This is a genomic window from Arthrobacter koreensis (assembly GCF_009193255.1).
Taxonomy (GTDB): domain Bacteria; phylum Actinomycetota; class Actinomycetes; order Actinomycetales; family Micrococcaceae; genus Arthrobacter_B; species Arthrobacter_B koreensis.
In genome coordinates, this window is the sequence record NZ_WACG01000005.1 from 63,215 (window position 1) to 83,170 (window position 19,956).

The 19,956-nt window shown below is 67.6% G+C and carries 16 protein-coding genes; 5 read left to right on the plus strand and 11 right to left on the minus strand.

Going from position 1 to position 19,956, the window contains the following annotated elements:
- Positions 1-52: 52 nt before the first annotated feature.
- Positions 53-1,531: an NAD-dependent succinate-semialdehyde dehydrogenase gene (locus tag GD628_RS11045; RefSeq protein WP_091606695.1), complete on the minus strand. Its 1,479-nt coding sequence runs from the start codon at positions 1,529-1,531 to the stop codon at positions 53-55.
- Between the two features lie 142 nt (positions 1,532-1,673).
- Positions 1,674-2,507: a 16S rRNA (cytidine(1402)-2'-O)-methyltransferase gene (gene rsmI / locus GD628_RS11050; RefSeq protein WP_264372051.1), complete on the minus strand. Its 834-nt coding sequence runs from the start codon at positions 2,505-2,507 to the stop codon at positions 1,674-1,676.
- A gap of 118 nt (positions 2,508-2,625) precedes the next feature.
- Between rsmI and GD628_RS11055 the strand changes: the two genes are divergently transcribed.
- Both GD628_RS11055 and GD628_RS11060 read left to right on the plus strand, forming a co-directional pair.
- Positions 2,626-4,248 carry a dolichyl-phosphate-mannose--protein mannosyltransferase gene (locus tag GD628_RS11055; protein WP_226802492.1) on the plus strand — a complete coding sequence of 541 codons (1,623 nt, stop codon included), beginning with the start codon at positions 2,626-2,628 and terminating at the stop codon, positions 4,246-4,248.
- 38 nt (positions 4,249-4,286) lie between these two features.
- Positions 4,287-6,101: an AMP-dependent synthetase/ligase gene (locus tag GD628_RS11060; protein ID WP_152274760.1), complete on the plus strand. Its 1,815-nt coding sequence runs from the start codon at positions 4,287-4,289 to the stop codon at positions 6,099-6,101.
- A 79-nt stretch (positions 6,102-6,180) separates the two neighbouring features.
- Here the strand turns inward: GD628_RS11060 and GD628_RS16910 are convergent, their stop codons facing one another.
- Together GD628_RS16910 and GD628_RS11070 are read right to left on the minus strand one after the other, a co-directional pair.
- On the minus strand, positions 6,181-7,749 hold the full coding sequence (locus GD628_RS16910; protein WP_338083418.1) for a lipoprotein intramolecular transacylase Lit: 1,569 nt from the start codon (positions 7,747-7,749) through the stop codon (positions 6,181-6,183).
- A gap of 134 nt (positions 7,750-7,883) precedes the next feature.
- Positions 7,884-8,879 (minus strand): stage II sporulation protein M, encoded by a 996-nt coding sequence (locus GD628_RS11070; RefSeq protein ID WP_193313256.1) that lies wholly within the window; start codon positions 8,877-8,879, stop codon positions 7,884-7,886.
- 101 nt (positions 8,880-8,980) lie between these two features.
- Between GD628_RS11070 and GD628_RS11075 the strand changes: the two genes are divergently transcribed.
- A complete protein-coding gene (locus GD628_RS11075) occupies positions 8,981-9,787 on the plus strand; it encodes an RDD family protein (protein WP_091606703.1) in 807 nt (268 codons plus the stop codon).
- A gap of 78 nt (positions 9,788-9,865) precedes the next feature.
- Here the strand turns inward: GD628_RS11075 and ahcY are convergent, their stop codons facing one another.
- The 3 genes from ahcY to GD628_RS11090 all read right to left on the minus strand — a co-directional run bounded on the left by ahcY (position 9,866) and on the right by GD628_RS11090 (position 12,053).
- Entirely contained in the window at positions 9,866-11,350 is a 1,485-nt protein-coding gene (ahcY, locus tag GD628_RS11080; protein ID WP_091606706.1) for an adenosylhomocysteinase, read from the minus strand.
- Between the two features lie 13 nt (positions 11,351-11,363).
- Positions 11,364-11,558, minus strand: coding sequence for a Trm112 family protein (locus GD628_RS11085; RefSeq protein ID WP_091606708.1), 195 nt, complete (start codon positions 11,556-11,558; stop codon positions 11,364-11,366).
- A 99-nt stretch (positions 11,559-11,657) separates the two neighbouring features.
- Complete coding sequence (locus tag GD628_RS11090; protein WP_091606710.1) at positions 11,658-12,053, minus strand: DUF3499 domain-containing protein; 396 nt, start codon at positions 12,051-12,053, stop codon at positions 11,658-11,660.
- 111 nt (positions 12,054-12,164) lie between these two features.
- Between GD628_RS11090 and GD628_RS11095 the strand changes: the two genes are divergently transcribed.
- A complete protein-coding gene (locus tag GD628_RS11095) occupies positions 12,165-12,662 on the plus strand; it encodes a metallopeptidase family protein (protein WP_091606713.1) in 498 nt (165 codons plus the stop codon).
- A 24-nt stretch (positions 12,663-12,686) separates the two neighbouring features.
- Here the strand turns inward: GD628_RS11095 and GD628_RS11100 are convergent, their stop codons facing one another.
- Genes GD628_RS11100 through GD628_RS16845 form a run of 3 tightly spaced genes read right to left on the minus strand, consistent with a single transcriptional unit; the run spans position 12,687 to position 18,402 of the window.
- Complete coding sequence (locus GD628_RS11100; protein WP_152274761.1) at positions 12,687-14,303, minus strand: DUF5719 family protein; 1,617 nt, start codon at positions 14,301-14,303, stop codon at positions 12,687-12,689.
- Positions 14,303-17,908 (minus strand): glycosyltransferase family 2 protein, encoded by a 3,606-nt coding sequence (locus GD628_RS11105; RefSeq protein ID WP_152274762.1) that lies wholly within the window; start codon positions 17,906-17,908, stop codon positions 14,303-14,305. The genes GD628_RS11100 and GD628_RS11105 overlap by 1 nt, the downstream gene beginning before the upstream one ends.
- The gene (locus tag GD628_RS16845) at positions 17,854-18,402 is read right to left on the minus strand and encodes a WhiB family transcriptional regulator (protein WP_091606721.1); all 549 of its coding nucleotides are present in this window, start codon (positions 18,400-18,402) and stop codon (positions 17,854-17,856) included. The genes GD628_RS11105 and GD628_RS16845 overlap by 55 nt, the downstream gene beginning before the upstream one ends.
- Before the next feature lie 257 nt (positions 18,403-18,659).
- On the opposite strand from GD628_RS16845, the gene GD628_RS11115 reads away from it, so the two are divergent.
- A complete protein-coding gene (locus tag GD628_RS11115; RefSeq protein ID WP_091606723.1) occupies positions 18,660-19,376 on the plus strand; it encodes a TIGR03089 family protein in 717 nt (238 codons plus the stop codon).
- Here the strand turns inward: GD628_RS11115 and GD628_RS11120 are convergent.
- Positions 19,354-19,911: a GtrA family protein gene (locus GD628_RS11120; RefSeq protein ID WP_091606726.1), complete on the minus strand. Its 558-nt coding sequence runs from the start codon at positions 19,909-19,911 to the stop codon at positions 19,354-19,356. The two genes, GD628_RS11115 and GD628_RS11120, sit on opposite strands and share 23 nt — an antisense overlap.
- Positions 19,912-19,956 lie beyond the last annotated feature (45 nt).

Sequence of the window (19,956 nt, forward strand, 5' to 3'; positions counted from 1 at the left end):
CACCGGGGGTTCTCCGGTGCGGGGCCTGCGAACGCCGCTCAGCGGCCGGGAACTATGCCGTGGGGTCAGCGATTCCGATGTACTGCGTGTACAGGTATTCCTCGATGCCTTCGTCGCCGCCTTCGCGGCCCAGGCCGGACTGCTTGACGCCGCCGAAGGGGGCGGCGGCGTTGGACACGACGCCGGCGTTGAGGCCGAGCATGCCGGTCTCCAGCTTCTCGCCGATCCGCAGGCCGCGGTTCAGGTCCTCGGTGAAGACGTAGGCGATCAGGCCGTACTCGGAGGCGTTGGCCAGCTTCACGGCTTCGGCTTCGGTGGAGAAGGTGATCACCGGAGCCACCGGGCCGAAGATCTCCTCCTGCAGGATCCGGGCGCCGGCGGGAACGTTTTTCAGCACGGTTGGTGCGTAGAAGTAGCCCGGTCCGTCCACGGGCGCACCGCCGACTACCGCAGTGGCGCCGCCGTCGATCGCGTCTTCCACCAGGGAGTGGACCTTGTCGCGGGACTTTGCATCGATCAGCGGGCCAACCTTGGACTCGTCCTCGGTTCCGCGGGCGGTGGTCATGGCGCCGACCTTGGCCGCGAACTTCTCGGAGAACTCGTCGGCAATGTCCTCGTGCACAATGAACCGGTTGGCGGCGGTGCAGGCTTCGCCCATGTTCCGCAGCTTGGCCGCCATGGCGCCTTCAACCGCCTTGTCGATATCGGCATCCTCGAACACCACGAACGGCGCGTTGCCGCCCAGTTCCATGGAGGTGCGCAGCACCTTGTCCGCGGCATCGCGGATCAGGCCCTGGCCCACCGGGGTGGAGCCGGTGAAGGACACCTTGCGGAGCCGGTCATCCTTCATGATCGGACCGGTAACTTCCCCGGCCTTCGTGGTGGAGACCACGTTCAGGACGCCGGCGGGCAGGCCGGCTTCCATCATCACGGCGGCGAACAGCTGGGAGGTCAGCGGGGTGAGCTTGGCAGGCTTGAGCACCATGGTGCAGCCGGCAGCAACCGCGGGAGCGATCTTTCGGGTGGCCATCGCCAGCGGGAAGTTCCACGGCGTGATCAGCAGGCAGGGCCCAACCGGCTTCTTGGTGACCATGATGCGGGACTTGCCGTCCGGTGCGGTGCCGTAGCGGCCGGTGACGCGGACTGCCTCTTCGGAGAACCAGCGCAGGAACTCGGCGCCGTAGGCAACTTCACCGCGGGCCTCGGCTAGGGGCTTGCCCATTTCGAGCGTCATGAGCAGCGCGAAGTCCTCCGCGCGGGCAGTAACGAGTTCAAAGGCGCGGCGAAGGATTTCGCCGCGGACCCGGGGAGCGGTTGCGGCCCAGGATTCCTGCGCGGCTGCGGCTGCGTCCATGGCTGCGGCGCCGTCTTCGGTGCTCGCATCTGCGATGTTCAGCAGCACCTTTCCGGTTGCCGGGTCCTCGACTTCGAAGGTCTTTCCGCCGGTGGCTTCGCGCCACTCTCCGTCAATCAGCAGGCCGGTGGGAACCTGGGCCAGCAGTGCGGCCTCGCGTTCAGCGGTTACAGCCATGAGTGAGCCTCCAAAGTATGCGGGTTTTCCGGATCACAATCTGCCCGGTGCTGTTTTCACCGTAGAGCCCGCCGCCGACCAGTGTAAATGCACCCCTGCACAAGGAAATTCCAGCGACCCTGTGCAGTTGGCCAGAGGAGACTTAGGAGCTGGTTCCCCGCGCCGCCAGCACCGCCGAGTAGAGTTCGCGCTTGCTGATCCGGGCGTCGGAGGCCACGGTGGCAACGGCGTCCTTCAACCGGGATCCCTGGGAGATCAGGTCATTCACGGCCCCGACGTGGTCTTCCGGTGCCTCCGGCTCGGCGTCGGGCGCTCCCCCGACGACGACGGCAATCTCGCCGCGGACTTCGCTGGACTCAGCCCACTCCAAAAGCTCACGCAGCGGACCGCGCAGTACCTGCTCATGCAGCTTCGTCAGTTCCCGGGCCACGGCGGCGGGACGTTCGGGACCGAATGCAGTGTCCAGTGCCCGCAGCATGGGCTCGAGGCGGTGCGGAGCTTCGAAAAAAACCATGGTGCGTTCCTCGCGGGCCAGCTCGGAGAGCCGGGCAGCACGCTCACCGGGCTTCCGCGGAAGGAAACCCTCGAAGCAGAACCTGTCGGTGGGCAGGCCGGAGAGCGCCAGTGCGGTCAGGACAGCAGACGGCCCGGGCGCCGCGGTAACGGCAATTCCTTCCGCCGCGGCGGCTTCCACGAGCCGGTACCCGGGGTCGGAGACGGAAGGCATGCCGGCGTCGGTCACCATCAGCAGGGTGGCTCCGCCGCGCACCAGTTCGAGCAGTTCGGGGGTTCGCGACTGCTCGTTGTGCTCGTGGTAGCTCATGATGCGGCCGCTGGTGCTGATATCCAGGGCGCTGACCAGGCGGTGCAGCCGGCGGGTATCCTCGGCCGCAATGACGTCAGCGTGCTGCAGCAGGTCGATCAGGCGGACCGTCGCGTCGCCCATGTTTCCGATGGGCGTGGCTGCCAGCACGATCTGGCCGGCGCCTGCGGCCGCACGCTTCTCTGCGCGTTCAACGCTCTTGGGCTGCTGGGTGTCGCTGCTGCTGGAGTTCACCCTTCAACCCTACGCGACAGGCTATAGAGTTGAGCCCGTGACCCTGCCCCTGCCCACCGCCCCGGCCCGGGACACCGCACCCCTGGTGCAGCCGGCGGACCGGGCCTTTACGGAGCAGTCGCTGCGCCAGAGGCTGCTGGGAGCCGCGCTTCCCTACCGCTCCTGGGCATGGGCGGCTGCCCTGGGTACCGCAGTTCTTGCCGGACTGCTTCGCTTCATCCGGCTGGATGAGCCCGGGTCCCTGGTCTTCGACGAAACGTATTACGTCAAGGACGCCTACTCCTATCTTGTCTCCGGCTACGAACGCGCCTGGCCGGAAGACGCCAACGATTCGTTCGCAGCCGGCCAGCCGGATGGCCTGCTGGAGGGCGCGGAGTATGTGGTCCACCCGCCGGTGGGCAAATGGATGATTGCCTTCGGCATGGCACTGTTCGGGCCAGGTTCAAGCTTCGGCTGGCGCTTCTCCGCCGCCGCAGCCGGCACACTGACCGTGCTGCTCCTGGCACTGATCGCGTGGCGCCTGTTCAGGTCTCCCCTCCTGGGCGGAGTTGCGGGCCTGCTGCTGGCCGTCGACGGACATCACCTGGTCCTGTCCCGGACCTCACTGCTGGATATCTTCCTCACCTTCTGGATTGTTGCGGCCTTTGGCGCGCTGCTGCTGGACCGCGACGACGGACGGCGGCGGCTGGCACGGAAGCTGCACCGGCCCGCGGGAAGCCTGCCGGATCCCGCTGCCTTAAAGACCGGGCCATGGGTACTGTGGCGTCCGTGGCGGCTTGCGGCCGCCGTGTGCCTCGGCCTGGCCGTCGGCACCAAGTGGTCGGCACTGGCCTTCGTTGCCGTCTTCGGCATCATGACCGTCCTGTGGGATGTCAGCGCACGGCGGGTGGCAGGAATCCGCGCCTGGCCGGCGGGCCTGCTCAAGGACGGCATTCCGGCTTTCCTCACCATCATTCCGGCAGCGGCCGTTACATATCTGGCCACATGGACCGGCTGGCTCCTCTCCAACGGGGCGTACGGGCGCCAGTGGGCACAGACCAATCCCGCCCCTGCGGGACTCGAATGGGTTCCCGGTCCGCTCCGGTCCCTCGCCGAATACCACCGAAGTGCCTACAGCTTCCATAACGGCCTGTCCTCTGAACATTCCTATGAAGCCAGCGCCTGGACCTGGCTTTTCCTGGGCCGCCCCACCTCGTTCTTCTACGAGAGCCTGGATCCGCAGCAGGCAGCATGCGGGGCGGATTCATGCACCTCCGCCATCACATCCGTGGGCAACCCGCTGATCTGGTGGGCTGCACTGCTGAGCCTGGTCGCCGTCCTCGCCTTCTGGCTCGGACGCCGGGACTGGCGGGCCGGAGCAGTGCTCTCCGGCATCGCCGCCGGCTACCTGCCCTGGTTCGCTTTTCCGGACCGGACCATGTTCTACTTCTATGCCGTCTCCTTTGTGCCGTTCCTGGTGCTGGCCTTGACCTACGTACTGGGACTCGTCCTGGGGCGGGCAGCAGATCCGCCGTTGCGCAGACGCCGCGGAGCAACCGTCACAGCGTGCTTCCTGATCGCTGTTGTCCTGGTCTCCGCCTTCTTCTATCCGGTCTGGACGGCTGAAATCATTCCCTACTCTGATTGGCGGCTCCGCATCTGGATGCCGAGCTGGATCTAGGTCTCAACGCTATGAACTCGCACAGAAAGGGAGGTCCCGTGCGCGAATCCTCCACCGGATTGTTCGTGGAACTCCCGGAAGACTCCAACATCACCGATCTCCTGCTGGCTACGGCAAAACGGTCTCCTGAGAAGCCCCTGTACTCACGCCGGACTGGTACCGGCTGGACGGATGTGAGTGCCGGCGGGTTCCTTGCCGAGGTCCGGGCGGCAGCCAAGGGCCTGTTGGCGCAGGGGGTCCGTCCAGGCGATACGGTCGCTGTCATGTCCGCAACGCGGTACGAATGGACCGTCGTAGACCTTGCCATCTGGTTTGCCGGCGCGGTCACTGTTCCTATCTATGAGACCTCCTCCCCCAGCCAGGTCCAGTGGATCCTCGCCGATTCCGGTGCGCGGCTCGTCTTCGCCGGTGACGATGCCAAGGCCAGGGTCATTGAAACCGGGGCTGCTGCGGCCGAATCCCCGGTCCGGATCTGGAAACTGAGCGGCAGCGAGGGGCCGGACACGCTGGCCGCGCTCGCCGTCTCCGGAACGGAGGTGGCGGACGAGGAACTTGAGTCCGCCCGTTCCTCCGCGGCGCTCTCCGATGCGGCGTCCCTGGTGTACACCTCCGGAACCACGGGACGGCCCAAGGGATGCACTATCAGCCACGGCAATTTTGCCCTGTTCGCCGTGAACGTGATTGAGCTCCTCCCGGAGATGCTGAAGCGCCCGGGCGCCAGGACACTGATGTTCCTGCCACTGGCCCATGTCCTGGCCCGCGCCGTGCAGGTTGGCTGCCTGGCCGCCGGGGTCACGGTGGGCCACAGTTCCAGCGCCGCTGCCCTGGTTGAGGACCTGCGGACGTTCCGTCCCACCTTCCTCCTGGCCGTGCCCCGGATTTTCGAAAAGATCTACGCCGGTGCCGAGGAGAAGGCTGCTGCCGCCGGCAAAGGCAAGCTGTTCGACGCCGCTGCCTCCACCGCCGTCGCCTACTCTGAAGCGCGGGACAGCGAGGCTCGCGGCGGGTCCGGCCCGTCCCTGGCACTGCGGCTGCGCCATGCTGCCTTCGACCGGCTGCTGTATCCGAAGGTCCGGGCCGCGTTTGGCGGGGAGATGGACATTGCCATCTCCGGCGCGAGTCCGCTGAGCCCGCAGCTCGCACATTTCTTCCGGGGAGCCGGAATTGCGGTCCAGGAAGGCTACGGCCTCACGGAAACCACCGCTCCGGCGTCGGTGAACACCATTCCGCTCACCCGGGTGGGATCGGTCGGGCTGCCGATGCCGGGCAACTCCATCCGGATTGCCGAGGACGGCGAGGTGCTGGTGAGCGGTGTCGGTGTCTTCTCCGGCTACCACCGCAACCCCGAGGCAACGGCGGAAGCGTTCACCGGCGAATGGTTCCATACCGGCGATCTCGGAGCGCTGGATGAGGACGGTTTCCTGCGAATCACCGGCCGCAAGAAGGACCTGCTGGTCACCGCCGGCGGTAAGAACGTCGCCCCGGGTCCGCTGGAGGAAAAGGTCCGGGAACACCGCCTGGTCTCCCAGGTGGTGGTGGTCGGCGAAGGCCGCCCCTTCGTGGGTGCCCTGGTAACGCTCGACGACGAGGCATTGGCTGCGTGGGCCCGCGAGAACGGCATCGACGCGGGCGGTCAGACGCTTCCTGAGCATCCCCGGGTCCTCGCCCAGGTGCAGGAAGCAGTGGATGCTGCGAACGCCTCAGTGTCCCGGGCCGAGCAGATCCGCCGGTTCACGGTGCTCCCGAAGGACTTTTCCCTGGACGGCGGCCATGTGACGGCGACGCTGAAGCTCCGCCGCCAGGCCGTGATCGCGGACTTCACCGCTGAGGTGGAGAAGCTGTACGCGAACTAGTCCTGCCGATCTGCCGGAGAAGACACAAGCCGGGGCCCGATTCACGGGCCCCGGCTTGTGTCTTCTTCAGCCTGCTCGGCTAGAGCGCTTCGAGCGACTCGAGGTAGCGGCGGCGGCTTTCCTCGCGGGCGAGGCGGGAGCGTTCGCGGCGCTTCTTCGTTGGCCAGGTGAACACCATGACCAGCACGCAGACGATCAGGACGATGGCCGCAATGGCTCCGCCGGCGTCCATCCAGAACTGGGCGGGGAACAGGCGGATCAGGGTGTCGTCAAGGCGGAATGTCCAATTGCCCTGGGCGAAGAAGATGGTGTGCACCATGGTGAAGAACTCTTCCCAGGCCAGGACGGCGGCTACCAGCAGTCCGGCAATAAGTGCCAGGGTTGCTACGGCACCGGCAAACAGCGCGCGCCGGATCCCGCCCGGGCAGCGCCGGGCGAGGTAGATCCCGCCGGCGATGCTGAGCAGCGCCAGGCCCAGCGCCGTTACGAACGCGAGGCTCAGGACCATCTTGACGTCGGCCATGTGCGACACCTCGGTGGCCAGGTACAGGGAATCGCCGTCCGGCGTCACCAGGTCCCCCAGATACCGCGGAGAAGCAAAGTTCAACAGGTAGTCCACGGCGTAGGAACCGTAGGTCATGCGGTCATCTGTGCTGAAACCGAAGCTGTCCGCCGGGAAGCCGGGCCGGTTGTACTCGATCCACAGGAACAGCGGCGTTGCCACCGCGCGGATCGCGGCGGCCAGCAGCATGACGGGGAAGAACACCGCGATGGCAACCTGGATGACCCGGCCGAGGACGGGCTTGGCGCTGGCGGCGCGTTCCCGCTCCGCGTTCCGCCGCTCAGCATCCTCTGCCGGGACGGCGGGATCGGCGGCCGGCATGGCTGCGGTTTCCGGCACGGCAGCGTTCGCGGCGCTGTCCTCGCCGGACACCTGCCGCTCTCCCGTGCCCGGCCCGTACCACGGACCGCCTTCGGCGGTAGTGGGATGCGGTTCGGACACCGCTGGATCCTGCCCGGATGCCTGTTTGTCCGCAGTGCCGGTAACTGCTGAAGCAGTCTCGTCCGTGGCGGCCGTGCCCTTTGTTCCGGTGGAGTCTCCAGTTCCGGTGGAGTCTCCTGTTCCAGCGGAGACGTCATTTCCGGCGGAGTCTTCGGTGCCGTACCGGCTCAGGTCGGGCATCGTGCTGGCAGCGCGCATGGGCAGTGTGCTCCGCTGGGCCAGGGACGGGTGTCCTCCCGGCACTTCCTCAGGGGTCCGCGCAGGGGCTGCCGCGCCGCCCGCATCGTCCGGAGCCGCAGCGCCGGAACGGGAGGTTTCGTTAACGTCAGCGGACGGCGCATCCGCCACAGGCGCGGGGGCGTCTCCGGTCTCGGAAGCCGTTCCAGCGGAAGCCTCCTTGCGCTCATGGGCGGTTCCGGCGTCGGGCCCCGTTCCGGCCAGCCCGGCGAACTCCGCATCCCAGGCATCGTGTTCAGCCGGAGCAGCGTTGTCCTGGGCCTTGCCCGTAGCGGCCGCGTGGGTTCCGCTGACTATGGTCTCGCTTGCGTCGGACGGGTTCTCGCCGTGCCCGTCCGGCGTCTTGCCTGAGGGGACGCCTTCCGTAGTGGGGTCTTGGTCCTGGCTTGCCACTGCTTCGTCTCTCATCCCAATCCTGTTTGAAGTCACCGGGGTGGTGGGGGGTCCGGTTTCGTCCTTCATAGACACTACCGGCCACTGGTCCCTGAACCGAAGGGGCTCACGGCGAGTCCGGACAGCGTTTCCGTCGGAGGTTCCGGGCCCTAGGCCGAGCGGACCACGGCCTCGCCCGCATCACGTGCCAGCAGGTCACCGCGGAATCCGGCCTCGTAGGCACGCTTGCCCAGGATCAGGGTGTACGCCCAGTAGGCGGCGAGCACCAGCGCACCGATGGTAATGCGCAGCCAGGCCGGAAGCCCGCTGGGGGTGACGAAACCTTCCACCAGCCCGGAGATGAACAGGACCACCACGAGCCCCAGCGCCACCGTCATCAGGGACCGGCCTTCCTGAGCCAGCGCCGCTACCCTGGGACGCGGTCCGGGCGCAACCAGGGCCCAGAAGATCTGGAGTCCGGCCGCCGCCGCGATGAAGATTGCCGTGAGTTCCATGAGCCCGTGGGGAAGGATGTACGTGAAGAAGGTGTCAAGCTCGCCGAAGGACGCCATGGTGCCTGCCGCCGTGCCCACACCGATTGCGTTCTGGTACAGGATGTAGGGCACCCATATCCCGGTGACGCCGAAAGCCACTGCCTGCAGCGCGATCCAGGCGTTGTTCGTCCAGACCATGCCGGCGAAGGACGCCGCGGGATTCTCCGAATAGTAGGCAGCGAAATCCGACTCCACGTAGCGGCGGAGCTCGGCATCCGTTCCCATGGCTGCGAGGACACCTGGCGTGTTCACCACCCAGTAGGCGGTCAGCGCCGAGACCAGGACAAAGAGTGCTCCAATGACCACGGTCAGTATCCGGACCCGGTAGAACGCCGCGGGCAGGGAGTACACGAAAAAACCGGCCAGGTCCTCGAAGAAATTCGACCGGGCGCCGGTAAACCGGGTTCTGGCGCGGGAGAGCCGCATTGACAGGGCTGCGGACAGCGCGCCTTCAGGCGCCACCGAACGGATCACGGAGAGGTGCGTGGAGGCGCGCTGGTACAGCTGCAGCAGTTCGTCCGCCTCAGCCCCGCTCAGGCGGCGGCGGGCGATCAGTTCATCAAGCCGCTTCCAGTCCGGGCTGTGTACGGCGGCGAAGGCATCCAGGTCCACGCCTCCACCCTAGCGGGCGCGGCCGCGTGGACCGCCCATCTCCGCGGCACGGATGGGTAAAGTGGGAACCCTGACGTTGAAAGCTGAAGCAGGGGGCTGGCATGAGCACGGTGGTCACGGGTGAAGCCGTTGTCCTTGAACTGCGCCCGGCCTCTTTCGCGGCCCGGGGGCTCAGCGTCCTGATCGACGTCGTCTCGCAGCTGCTCCTGCTGCTCCTGCTGTTTTTCCTGATCGGCAATACCCTGGACGGGGCACTCGATCCGGCACTGACCCGGGCCCTGCTGCTGGCCTGTGTTGTCCTGGTGATCGTGGTGATTCCGGTGGCAGTCGAAACGCTGACCCGCGGCAAGTCGCTGGGACGGCTGGTCATGGGCCTGCGCATCGTGCGTGACGACGGCGGTGCGGTGCGTTTCCGCCAGGCATTCACCCGCGGACTCCTGGCCGTCCTGGAGATCTACATGCTGGCCGGTTCGCTGGCTTTCGTCACCGCGGTCTTCAACGAGAAGTCCAAGCGCCTCGGGGACATGCTTGCCGGGACGTACTCGATGCGGGAGCGGGTCAAGGCTCCCCCGCCGGCCGCCGTGGCCATGCCTCAGGAACTCGCACCCTGGGCGGAGCTGGCGGACATTGGCCGGCTGCCGGACCCCCTTTCCCGGCGCGTGTCCCGGTTCCTGGCCCAGTCGGAGCGGATGGCGCCTCCGGCCCGCGCCTCCATGGCCGCTTCGCTGGCAACAGAGGTGTCCGCCTTCGTCTCTCCGCCGCCGCCCGCAGGCACCTATCCGGAGTCCTACCTCCGCGCCGTCGTTGCCCAGCGCCGGGAGCGTGATTTCGCCCGCCTGAGCGCACAACACGACCGGTCCGAACAGCTGGGCCGCCGGCTGCACCGCCTCCCGTTTACGGACCCCTAGACCGCGCACCAGCAATCCCGCAACAAACCCGCGCCGCTCCGTTGGGAGCGGCGCGGCTTTGGATTCCGGCGTGAGGGCCTAGTACCGGTAGTGGTCCGGCTTGTAGGGACCGGCCACGTCCACGCCCAGGTATTCGGCCTGCGGCTTGGTCAGTTCGCTGAGCTCTACGCCAAGGGCGTCGAGGTGCAGCCGGGCGACCTTCTCATCGAGAATCTTGGGCAGCACGTACACCTGGTTGGCGTATTCGGGGGTGCCGTCTTCCTTGTCCTGTCCGTACTTGGTGAACAGTTCAATCTGGGCAATCGTCTGGTTCGCGAAGGAGTTGGACATGACGAAGGACGGGTGTCCGGTGGCGTTGCCCAGGTTCAGCAGGCGGCCTTCGGAGAGCACGATGATGCTGCGCTGGTCCTCGGTGCCTTCGTCGAAGATCCATTCGTGGACCTGCGGCTTGATCTCCACCTTGCGGATTCCGGGGACGCGGGCCAGTCCGGCCATGTCGATTTCGTTGTCGAAGTGGCCAACGTTGCCCACGATCGCCTGGTGCTTCATCCGGGCCATGTGGGAGGCCATGATGATGTCCTTGTTTCCGGTGGTGGTGATGAAAATGTCGCCCTGGCCCACCACGGATTCCAGGCGTGCCACCTGGTAGCCGTCCATGGCCGCCTGCAGCGCGCAGATCGGGTCAATTTCCGTAACAATCACCCGGGCGCCCTGGCCGCGCAGTGCTTCCGCGGCGCCCTTGCCGACGTCGCCGTAGCCGCAGACAACGGCGACCTTGCCGCCGATCAGGGTGTCCGTGGCACGGTTCAGGCCGTCCGGCAGCGAGTGGCGGATGCCGTACTTGTTGTCGAACTTGGACTTGGTGACCGAGTCGTTCACGTTGATCGCGGGGAACAGCAGCTGTCCGTCTGCTGCCAGCTGGTAGAGCCGGAGGACGCCGGTGGTGGTCTCTTCGGTGACGCCGCGGATGCCCTTGGCGATTTCGGTCCATTTACCCGGTGCCTCGGCCAGCGAACGGCGCAGGGTGTCCAGGATGACCGTGTACTCGTAGGAGTAGTCCGGATCATCTTCGGCCGGGTTGGCCGGGACGGAGCCTGCGGCTTCGAACTCAACACCCTTGTGCAGCAGGAGCGTGGCGTCTCCGCCGTCGTCCAGGATCATGTTCGGGCCGCCGGAGCCCTCGGGCCAGGTGAGGATCTGCTCGGCCGTCCACCAGTATTCCTCGAGGGTTTCGTTCTTCCAGGCGAAGACCGGGACGCCTTGGGGATCCTCCGGTGTTCCGGTGCCAACCACCACTGCGGCGGCGGCTTCGTCCTGGGTGGAGAAGATGTTGCAGGAGGCCCACCGGACCTCGGCACCCAGTGCGGTCAGGGTTTCGATCAGCACGGCGGTCTGGACGGTCATGTGCAGCGACCCGGCAATCCGGGCTCCCGCCAGGGGCTGGCTTGGGCCGTACTCGCGCCGCAGTGCCATGAGGCCGGGCATTTCATGCTCGGCCAGGCGGATCTGGTGGCGGCCGGCTTCGGCCAGGGAGAGGTCAGCTACTTTAAAATCGATGCTCACAGGTTCAGGATCCTCAGTTCTCGGAGTCGTCGGCCGGCGCGGCGGATGCCGGGAGCAGCACCGGAATGCCTTCCGCGATGGCGTAGCGCAGCGGCTTGCCGTCCGGTCCGGGCGCGGTGGAAACGAGTTCGTCCCCCTCCTGCACCAGGCGTGAGTGGGTCTGCGGGCAACGCAGGACATCCAGGAGATCAGCGGTCAGGTTAGCCATGCTGCGGCACTTCCTTGCGAAACGGTTGACTGGTCACGGCCGCGGTTCATCCCCGGCTGATTCCCCCAGCCTATAGCGTGCGAAGCCCCACGGCTCAGCTCAGCTTGGTTCGCTGACTTCTTCGCGCAGCACACGCAGGTGCGAACGGCGGGTAGCGGGGAGATCCGCCGGCGGTTCCAGGGCATGCTTGCCGCTGCGGCGGACGGGCTCTTCCGCGGCGGGAGCTTCCTCCGGCTCACGCACAGCATCCACCAGGGCAGAAAGTTCATCCGGACCCGGTGTCCGCGGCAGTGCGCCGAGATCCAGGCGGAGAACCTGCCAGCCGCGGGGAGCGGTGAGGCGCTCGGCGTGGAGCTCGCACAGGTCATAGCAGTGCGGCTCGGCGTAGGTGGCCAGGGGTCCAAGCACTGCGGTTGAATCTGCGTACACGTACGTCAAAGTTGCGACGGCGGCCTGCCGGCACGCTGAACGTGAACAAAGACGTAAGGATCCCACGGGTCATAACTGTACCCCCAGGCGCCTCTTGCCCTGGGCAGCCACGCCGGAGCCCGGGAGGCCCCGGACATGGTCTCCCCGGCGGGCAGTGTGCGGGCTAGAGTAGGTGCCATGGTTCCAGGATCTTCCCCCAGCACCAACGGCGGATCCGGCGGAGGTGAGCCGGGGCCCGCCGCACGCCCGTTCCGCCGCCGTCGCCGGAACAGGCACGGACGGGGCCTGCGCGGGGAGCTGCTCCCGGCACACCTGGCCGGGTCCAGGACCCGCGCCGAACGCTTCGATGACTGGGTGATGGAATCCGCCCAGCGGCTGGAGCGGCTCTGGGGCGAAGACATCCAGACCTACCAGTTCATCGTCCAGGAAATTCCGGACGGATTGGAGGAACTGGTCCGCCGCGGAGGCGCCGTGCCACTGGCTTCCTCCAGCGCGGGGAGTGGCCCCCGGCCGCCGGTAATCACCATCTACCGCCGTCCCGTGGAGTCGACAGCCCGCGGACTGGTACCTGTCAACGAACTGATCCACGACGTCGTGGTGGAACAGCTGGCGTCCCTGAAGGGGATGGATCCGGAGTCGATCGATCCAACATACGGCCGCTTTCGGCCGCTCTAGCGGCCCGCGGGTAACGGCCGTGAGTCAGTAGCCGATTCCCACCTGAATGGACTGGCTTCCCGAGGTTCCCTCCGGCAGCGGCAGCACCGATATCCCGGGGCCCTCCCCCGTCACGAGCTGCGCTCCGTAGACGGCGTCGCCGAGTGCGCTGACCAGGACGGCGGGCAGTTCGCCGCTTCCGAGGTCTCCGGGTTTCAGTGACAGTGTCCTGCCGCCGGGAACCTGGATTACCTTCTCCTCCTGCAGGGTTCCGTCTGCTCCCACAGCCCGGACCCGTACCTCGGCGTCGCCGTCAGGCGCGGTGAGCACCAGGGTGGAACTGCCGCCCGGCGCTGCCACGGCGAGGTGTTCACTGCCCAGCCTCGTGTCCGCAGGGGCTATTGCCAGCTCCACCGGTTCTTCGGGCTTGGTACCGCGGCTGAACACAGCTGAAGCGGCTACGGCGACGTCCGAAGACAAATCCAGGGAGTAGGTCCCGGCTGGCAGTTCCGACAGCGGAATCTTTCCCACCGTGCCGGCAGGAACGCTGAAAACACCGCCGCCGGGAATCTCCACTTCGCCCCGCTCGCCGAAAACGCGGAGGTGGACGGATGCGTCCGTTGTCCCCGGAACGGCGACGTTAAGGACGGGCTGGACTGAATCGTAGCCTTCCTGCTCCATCAGTTCGCGGGTGGCCTGCGGGGACTGCAGCGCAACCCCCGTGACCACCTGGCGCGGCGCAGGAGCCGCAGTGGGCTCTATGATTTCAACCCCGCCTGCGGTGAGTCCGCGCAGGATGCTCTGTTCTATGAAGGCGCTGACCGGTCCCCCGGAGCTGCGCACCCGCACCGCTGCCGATTCCTGCCCCGATGCCAGGCCGGCAAGGACGATTGAACGGGTCTGGCCCGGTGCCACCACGATCCCGCGGCTGCCTCCGGCCTCTACCCGCCCCTCCGAGCCGATGATCTCCAGGTCAACCGTGGCGGCCGTCGCGGAGGGGTTGTTCAGCTTGAGCACGGCCGTGGCCCCGACCGTCGTCCGGGCACCCAGGAGCCACATGTCATTCGAAGGCGTCTGGCAGTTCGCCGCGGCGAGTCCGGCAAGGTCTCCGTCCGTGGCGGTGTAGCCCATGACCGCATTGGCGGTAGCCGGCTGGTCCCCGCTGGGTTCAGCTTCGAAGGCGGTAACAGACGTGACCTGCTGTTTCGCCAGCACACCGGCCAGCCTGGTGCCGGCCAGGGGGACCTCCGGGTTGTCCTTGAGGGAGGCCACGGCGTCTCCGCTGTCCAGTGCTGAGAGCTGGGCCGGAGGCAGGGAAGCACCCGCTGCAGAGATAACCGCAGTGGTCACCGCGGTGGCCGCGGACTCGGAAACCGGGCTGAACTCCGCGTCGGTCGAGGCGGCGTTGCCGGCAAGCAGCCGGAGCGGCTCAGGGCACACACCCGTGAGTATTCCGGCGGGAACGCTGGTGGCCGGAGGCGGCACGTCCAGCTCGGAGCGCGGCGGCGCCGCGATGGCCGATGCCGTGATGAGCGCGCCTGCGGTCACTACCAGGACGGTCCCTGAGACTGCTGCGTACGCCGTCCTCCGGCCCGCAGCGCGGCGCTCCCGGGTTTGAGCACGCGATGCCCCCGCGTCGGTTGACCCGGTCAACTCGGCCATCAGTGCACTCCTTCAGACGAACTCTTGGCGGCCGGCGCTCCTGCGTCGGACGCACGCTGGCGGGCTGCGCCGCTTCCGCGGCTCCGGCCGGGGGCCTTCCCTCCGGCCGGCTTGCCCCGTCGGGCACGCCCGGCCTTGCGATCCCGGGCCAGCGCCGGTTCCTTGGCCAGCTCCCGAGGACCAGGCTCCCCGCCCGCCGCGTCGGCGTCGGCCTCCTCCTTGGGAGCCGCGGCAGCGGAACGCACGGGCCCCTGCTTGCCGGGCAGCCGGATGGCACCGGAGCGGGAGGGTGTGGGCACCGCGAGCAGCACGGTCAAACCGAAGACGATGACCTGCACAATCGAGGTCCACGGTTCCCAGGGACTTGAATACCTGAGGCTGAAGTCGCCTCCCTCTTCCGGCAGGTCAAAGGCCTGGGCCCAGCCGTCCGTGGAGGGTTCGAGCGCTTTGCCGTTCAGCGTTGCCTGCCAGCCGGTGTCGGCTCGTTCAGCCAGGACCAGGCGGCGCCCTTCCGGACCCGCCGGGATTGCTGCATCTGCCGTGACCCTGCCGGATGGCACCAGGGAGAGGGTCTGGCCCTGGGCATCAATAATGCGGAGCCGTGCGGTCTGCCCTGCGAGCGTCTCAGTGCCCTGTTCATCCAGCGCTCCGGTTACGCGCCAGAGCCAGCCGGATCCGGTCTGGCCTACGGATGCCAGGCCCGGCACGGCGTCCAAACGGTCGGCCAGCAGTTCGGCGGCGGTATCGGATGCCTGCAGCACCACATAGCCCACTCCCAGCCGGCTGAGCTCCTCGCGCGGGTCCACGCCCGTTCCGGCCGTGATGACGGCGACAGTGCTGCGAAGGGCGGCGCTTGCGCCGTCGTCTTCACCGAGCGTTTCACTGCCCGGCATGCCTTCGACGGCGCGTGCGGCGTAGCCCGCACTGAGTCCGTCCAGGGTGCTTCCGCCCGAGCGCATCAGCGTGGCGGTGACGTCGTCGCCGGGTCCCAGGGACAGCACCAGGGACCGGGTCTGGTCGGCACTGTTCCCGCGGTCCGCCGCGGTTGCGGGCAGCACCCGCGTCCCGGTCTCCCGGAGGTCCAGCCGGGTGCCGGGCTGGACTCCACCGGCTCCGGCCGGGGTTGCCTCGCCGGCGGCCTGGGGCACGGTCCACGCAGCCAGGCTGGCGGCCGGACCGGCTCCCAGGAGGACGGTAAGGAGAACTACTGCGGCGGCAGCGGGACGGCGGGTTTGGCCGGTTTCCGTCCTGCGGGCGGCCAGCAGTCTGTCCAGTGCCGGCAGCGCGGCGCACAGCAGGGCAAACACCGCGGCGGATACCAGCGGACCGGGGTAGGGAGTCACCAGCGCCGCGGCCGCACTTCCGGTGACGAGATAGGCCGCGGCACCGGACAGCGCAAGGGCGAGGACCGCCATGACCCACCCGAGCCGGGCGGTCGCGGCGCGGCCGGGAAGGAAGAGCGCCGCGGCGGACAGTGCCACCAGCGGTCCGCCCACCATCAGGGCGAGCACCAGGGCCCAGGGACCCTCCGGCAGGAAGCCGAGTCCGGCCAGCGGATCAGAGATGCCGAACGCTTCCGGATAGCCGAGCAGCTGCTGCCACAGCGCGGCCGGTGCAAAGGCCAGCGGAACTCCCGGGTCTGCCGCGGCCGCCCGGAGATTATCCGAAAGGGAGAGGACTACGGGCAGCAGGAGCGCTGCCGGTGCAAGCAGGGACCACCAGAGGGTCCGTGCGCGGGAACGAAGCCGCAGTGAGAGCACCAGGACCAGCAGGACGCCGAGGACGAACAGCAGCGGGGCGCTGGCGGTCAGGATTGACAGCAGGAGACCTGCAGCGGCCGCGGCCGTCCAGCTGGGTGCACCATGGATGCCGGGCTTCCGGGGAGCCGCGGAATCGGCATCGGCGGCACCGCGCGTATCCGGGGCGGCGGTTCCGGCACCGACGGCGCGCGCCATCGCCAGGACGGTCAGCGGCAGAACAATGTGGGCCACGAGGGCACCAAGCCGGCCTTCGCCGAGTGATGCCTGCAGCGCAGGCAGCGAACCCCACACCATGGCGGCCCAGAAGCGTGCGCCGGGGCGCCGGGTAAGGGCCCCGGACGCGATCCAGGCAGCGAGCCCGGACAGGGGCATGGCCAGCAGGACAAGGACTACGACGGCGGCGCTGGCGTTCCCCAGCCCTGCCACCCCGAGCAGCCACAGCACGTAATCGAAGGGATCTCCGTGCCCCTGGTATCCCGCTCCCACTTCACTCCACCAGCCGCTGGCGTTGGCCCAGATGACGGCGAGGGAATCGGATACAGGCAGCAGGGCGCCGCCGGTCAGTGCAGGGGCACCAACCAGGCGGTGCAGGCCGGCCAGCGACGCGGCGGCCAGGAGCAGGACGGCGGCCAGCGCACCCGCCCCGGACCAGGCCCGCCCACGGGTGGCCAGGGCCGCAAAGTCGTCGTGTGAGTCGCCGCTGGGTTCATAGGCGTGCGGCGCAGGCGCTGCGCCGGTCTCCTCGGACCGGTAGGCGTTCGCGGCGGCCTCGGATTCGTGGACGGACCGCCGGTGCTCGCGCACTTCCCGCGGTGTCGTGACCAGGGCCCGCACGGCGCTCCGGGGGCGTCTGCGGGTAGCGGCTGCCTTGCGCCGGGACCGGTAGAGATCCACCGGCCGCAGCACGGCGGCGATGCTCGAGACCAGGGAGCCGGCGGCATAACCGGGGTCCTTGGCAAGCATGCCCAGGAAGAACCGGCCGAAACCGCCCAGGACGGCGCCCAGTGCCAGGAAGGGAACCTGCCAGCCGGGAGCGTGTTTCAGGCGGAGGAAGACCTCAGCCTTGCGGGCAGCCCTCGCGGACGCTGCCGGGTTTGGCCGGCTGCCGGCGTGCCGGACACGCGCGGAAGGAACCACCACCACGCGGTTGCCGGCGAGCCGGTTCCGCCAGCAGAGGTCAATGTCGTCACCGGTGCCCGGCAGTGCCGGGTCGAATCCGCCAAGGGCGTCCCAGGCGTCGCGGCGGATCAGCATTCCTGCGGAGTTCACCGCAAAGACGTCGCTGCGGGAGTCGTACTGCCCCTGGTCCAGTTCATCGACGTCGATCATGGTCAGGCGTTCAGCCCAGCGGCTGATCGAGACGCCGACGTCGAGGAGCTTGCGGGGGTTTTCCCATTCAACCTGCTTGGTGCCGGCAATGGTCACCGAGGGGGCCAGTTCAACGGCACGCAGCAGCTGGGCCAGCGCACCGGGATCGGGCGCCGAATCGTCGTGGAGAAGCCACAGCCATTCCTGGGTGGGGTCCCCTGCCTCGGTACGCCGGGGCAGCTGCTCGAGCCCGGCCTTGACGGCTGCGCCAAAACCGGACCGTGCGGGGGCGCCAATCACGGGGCTTCCTACCGGCAGTCCCAGCTGCAGCTGGGACGCGGAGGCATCAGTCGATCCGGCGTCAACGCCGATGCAGAAATCTGCCGGCCGGGTCTGGGCCGCCAGTGCGGAGAGTGTTTCGGGGAGGTACTCGGCACCGTTGTGGGCAACTACAACGGCACATACGCGGACGTGCGAAAGAATTAGACTGCCTGCTTTCGTAGCCGGCGGCGTTCCCGCTCGGAGAGACCGCCCCAAATGCCGAAGCGTTCATCGTTGGCCAGAGCGTACTCAAGGCACTGTGAGCGCACCGTGCAGGCAGCGCAGACCTTTTTCGCATCCCGTGTTGAGCCGCCCTTTTCCGGGAAGAATGCTTCGGGATCGGTCTGGGCACAGAGCGCGTCGGCCTGCCATCCCAGTTCACTCTCGTCGGCGTAGCCGTCGCCGATTCCGGGCAGCCCAATCCATACCGGGCGCTGCTCGGTCTCTGCCGGAGCGGAGAACAGGGATACCGGCGGATCCAGAAGATCCTCCGCACCCTTCGTCTCGCCCCCGTCGAGGGCCTCATGCGCGGCTAGGAAGGCGGTGGCCGCATCTTCCAGGCTGGCGCCTGCTCCCTCGCGGTAGCGGTCGGCAGCTTCGGGATCAGCGGGATCGACGTACCAGTCGCCGGGCACGCCGCGTGAGCCGTAACTCGTGGAAGCCTGCGCCTCGATGTCCGGCCGGCCCTGAATCTTCTCTGCTTGCCCCATGGAGTCCTCCCGGTGTAAATGCTCCAGCAGCGGATATCTGGATTCACACAGGCGACAATCAGCCTGCTGTGAACGCATGTAGTTCATGGTTTGCTGGAACAAATCCGTTCCCTAATTACACGCGTGTAATACGGTCACGTCAAGCTGTTTCGGCATCCTATAGAGTCGGAACCCTCTGACGGCGGCGCGCCACGCCGAGAATTTGCCCGGCGGGGCTCCCGCAGCCCGGCGCCACTCGAAGCGAAAGCGAAAAGCATATGACAACCAACCCAGTCCCCCGCATCCTGAACACGCTCAGGTCAGAGCAGGCAACCTCCCCCGCCCTGGTCTGGTACGGACCGGATTCGGAACGGGTGGAGCTTTCCGGCAGGGTCCTGGACAACTGGGCCGCCAAGACCTCCAACTACCTCGCGGAAGAACTTGATGCCGAACCCGGATCGACCGTGGAGCTGGATCTGCCAGCCCACTGGAAAACCCTGGTCTGGGCCCTGGGAGCCTGGCAGGCCGGCTGCCAACTAGCCTTATCGGCAGACTCGGGTGCGCCGGTAAGGGCCACCGCGGATCATCCTGAGCCACGCAGCTCCGGAGAAATCGTCGCGGCGGTTGCCCTTCCCGCACTGGCCATGTCCTGGCCGGGAGCGCTTCCGGCCGGAACCAGCGACTACGCGGCCGAGGTCCGTTCCTTTGCCGACACCTGGGCGGGGCCTGAATACGGCGACGAGCCTGGGGCGGCGCTTGCCGGCGGTCCGGGGGCGGAGGCAACCCCGTTCACTTCCCTGCCCGGGCTCGAGGACCGGGAAGCAGCGGGGGCGGTGACCCTGCTGGCCCCCGCCGAAGCCGGACTGGCCAGGATCCTGGGCACGGCACTGGCCGTTTGGTCCGCAGGAGGAACACTCGTGCTCACCGGGGCCGGCGTCGATGCCACCGAGCGGATGCTGGCGGCGGAGAAGGTTACTGCTCGGCTTGGGGCCTGAGCGGCTTGGCCGTCTCTGCCGCAGGCTCCTGCGGCACCGAGTGGGCCGGGTCCACGGTCAGTTCCATGGCCAGCTCGTCGGCCTCAGCATCGCTGGCTGAGCTGTTGAAAACCCAGTACCGGTAGGCGAAGAAGCGCACCACAGTGGCAACGCCGATTCCTATGACCCCTGCCATGAACAGGGTGCCGTTATCCGTGATGCCCATCGGGTAGCGGGCTATCCAGGTGAATCCGGTGGAAATGAAGATCCCGACGCCGTTGATGAGGATGAACTGACCGAATTCGCGGGCGACGTTGGACTGGCGGCGGTGGCGGAAGGTCCACCAGCGGTTGGCCACCCAGGAGAAGATGGTGGCGATGGTGGCACCGGCGAAGCGTGCCTTAGCCGGGCTGCCTTCCATCACCGAGTGCATGAAGATCCAGGTCAGCCCGTTGTCCACCACGAAGGCGACCGCGCCAACGGTCCCGAACTTTGCCACTTCGCGCCAAAAGGCAGACGCCAGTGACCTGAGCCAGGAAATAAATGATCGAATCATGACCCTCCGCGGCCAATCGTGTACGCACGGGGATCCCCGCCGGAC

Excerpts from the sequence above, each read along its gene's own strand:
- GD628_RS11045 (WP_091606695.1), bottom strand. The coding sequence starts at position 1,531 with ATGGCTGTAACCGCTGAACGCGAGGCCGCACTGCTGGCCCAGGTTCCC.
- GD628_RS16910 (WP_338083418.1), bottom strand. The coding sequence starts at position 7,749 with ATGAGAGACGAAGCAGTGGCAAGCCAGGACCAAGACCCCACTACGGAA.
- GD628_RS11075 (WP_091606703.1), top strand. The coding sequence starts at position 8,981 with ATGAGCACGGTGGTCACGGGTGAAGCCGTTGTCCTTGAACTGCGCCCG.
- GD628_RS11085 (WP_091606708.1), bottom strand. The coding sequence starts at position 11,558 with ATGGCTAACCTGACCGCTGATCTCCTGGATGTCCTGCGTTGCCCGCAG.
- GD628_RS11095 (WP_091606713.1), top strand. The coding sequence starts at position 12,165 with ATGGTTCCAGGATCTTCCCCCAGCACCAACGGCGGATCCGGCGGAGGT.
- GD628_RS11100 (WP_152274761.1), bottom strand. The coding sequence starts at position 14,303 with ATGGCCGAGTTGACCGGGTCAACCGACGCGGGGGCATCGCGTGCTCAA.
- GD628_RS16845 (WP_091606721.1), bottom strand. The coding sequence starts at position 18,402 with ATGGGGCAAGCAGAGAAGATTCAGGGCCGGCCGGACATCGAGGCGCAG.
- GD628_RS11115 (WP_091606723.1), top strand. The coding sequence starts at position 18,660 with ATGACAACCAACCCAGTCCCCCGCATCCTGAACACGCTCAGGTCAGAG.
- GD628_RS11120 (WP_091606726.1), bottom strand. The coding sequence starts at position 19,911 with ATGATTCGATCATTTATTTCCTGGCTCAGGTCACTGGCGTCTGCCTTT.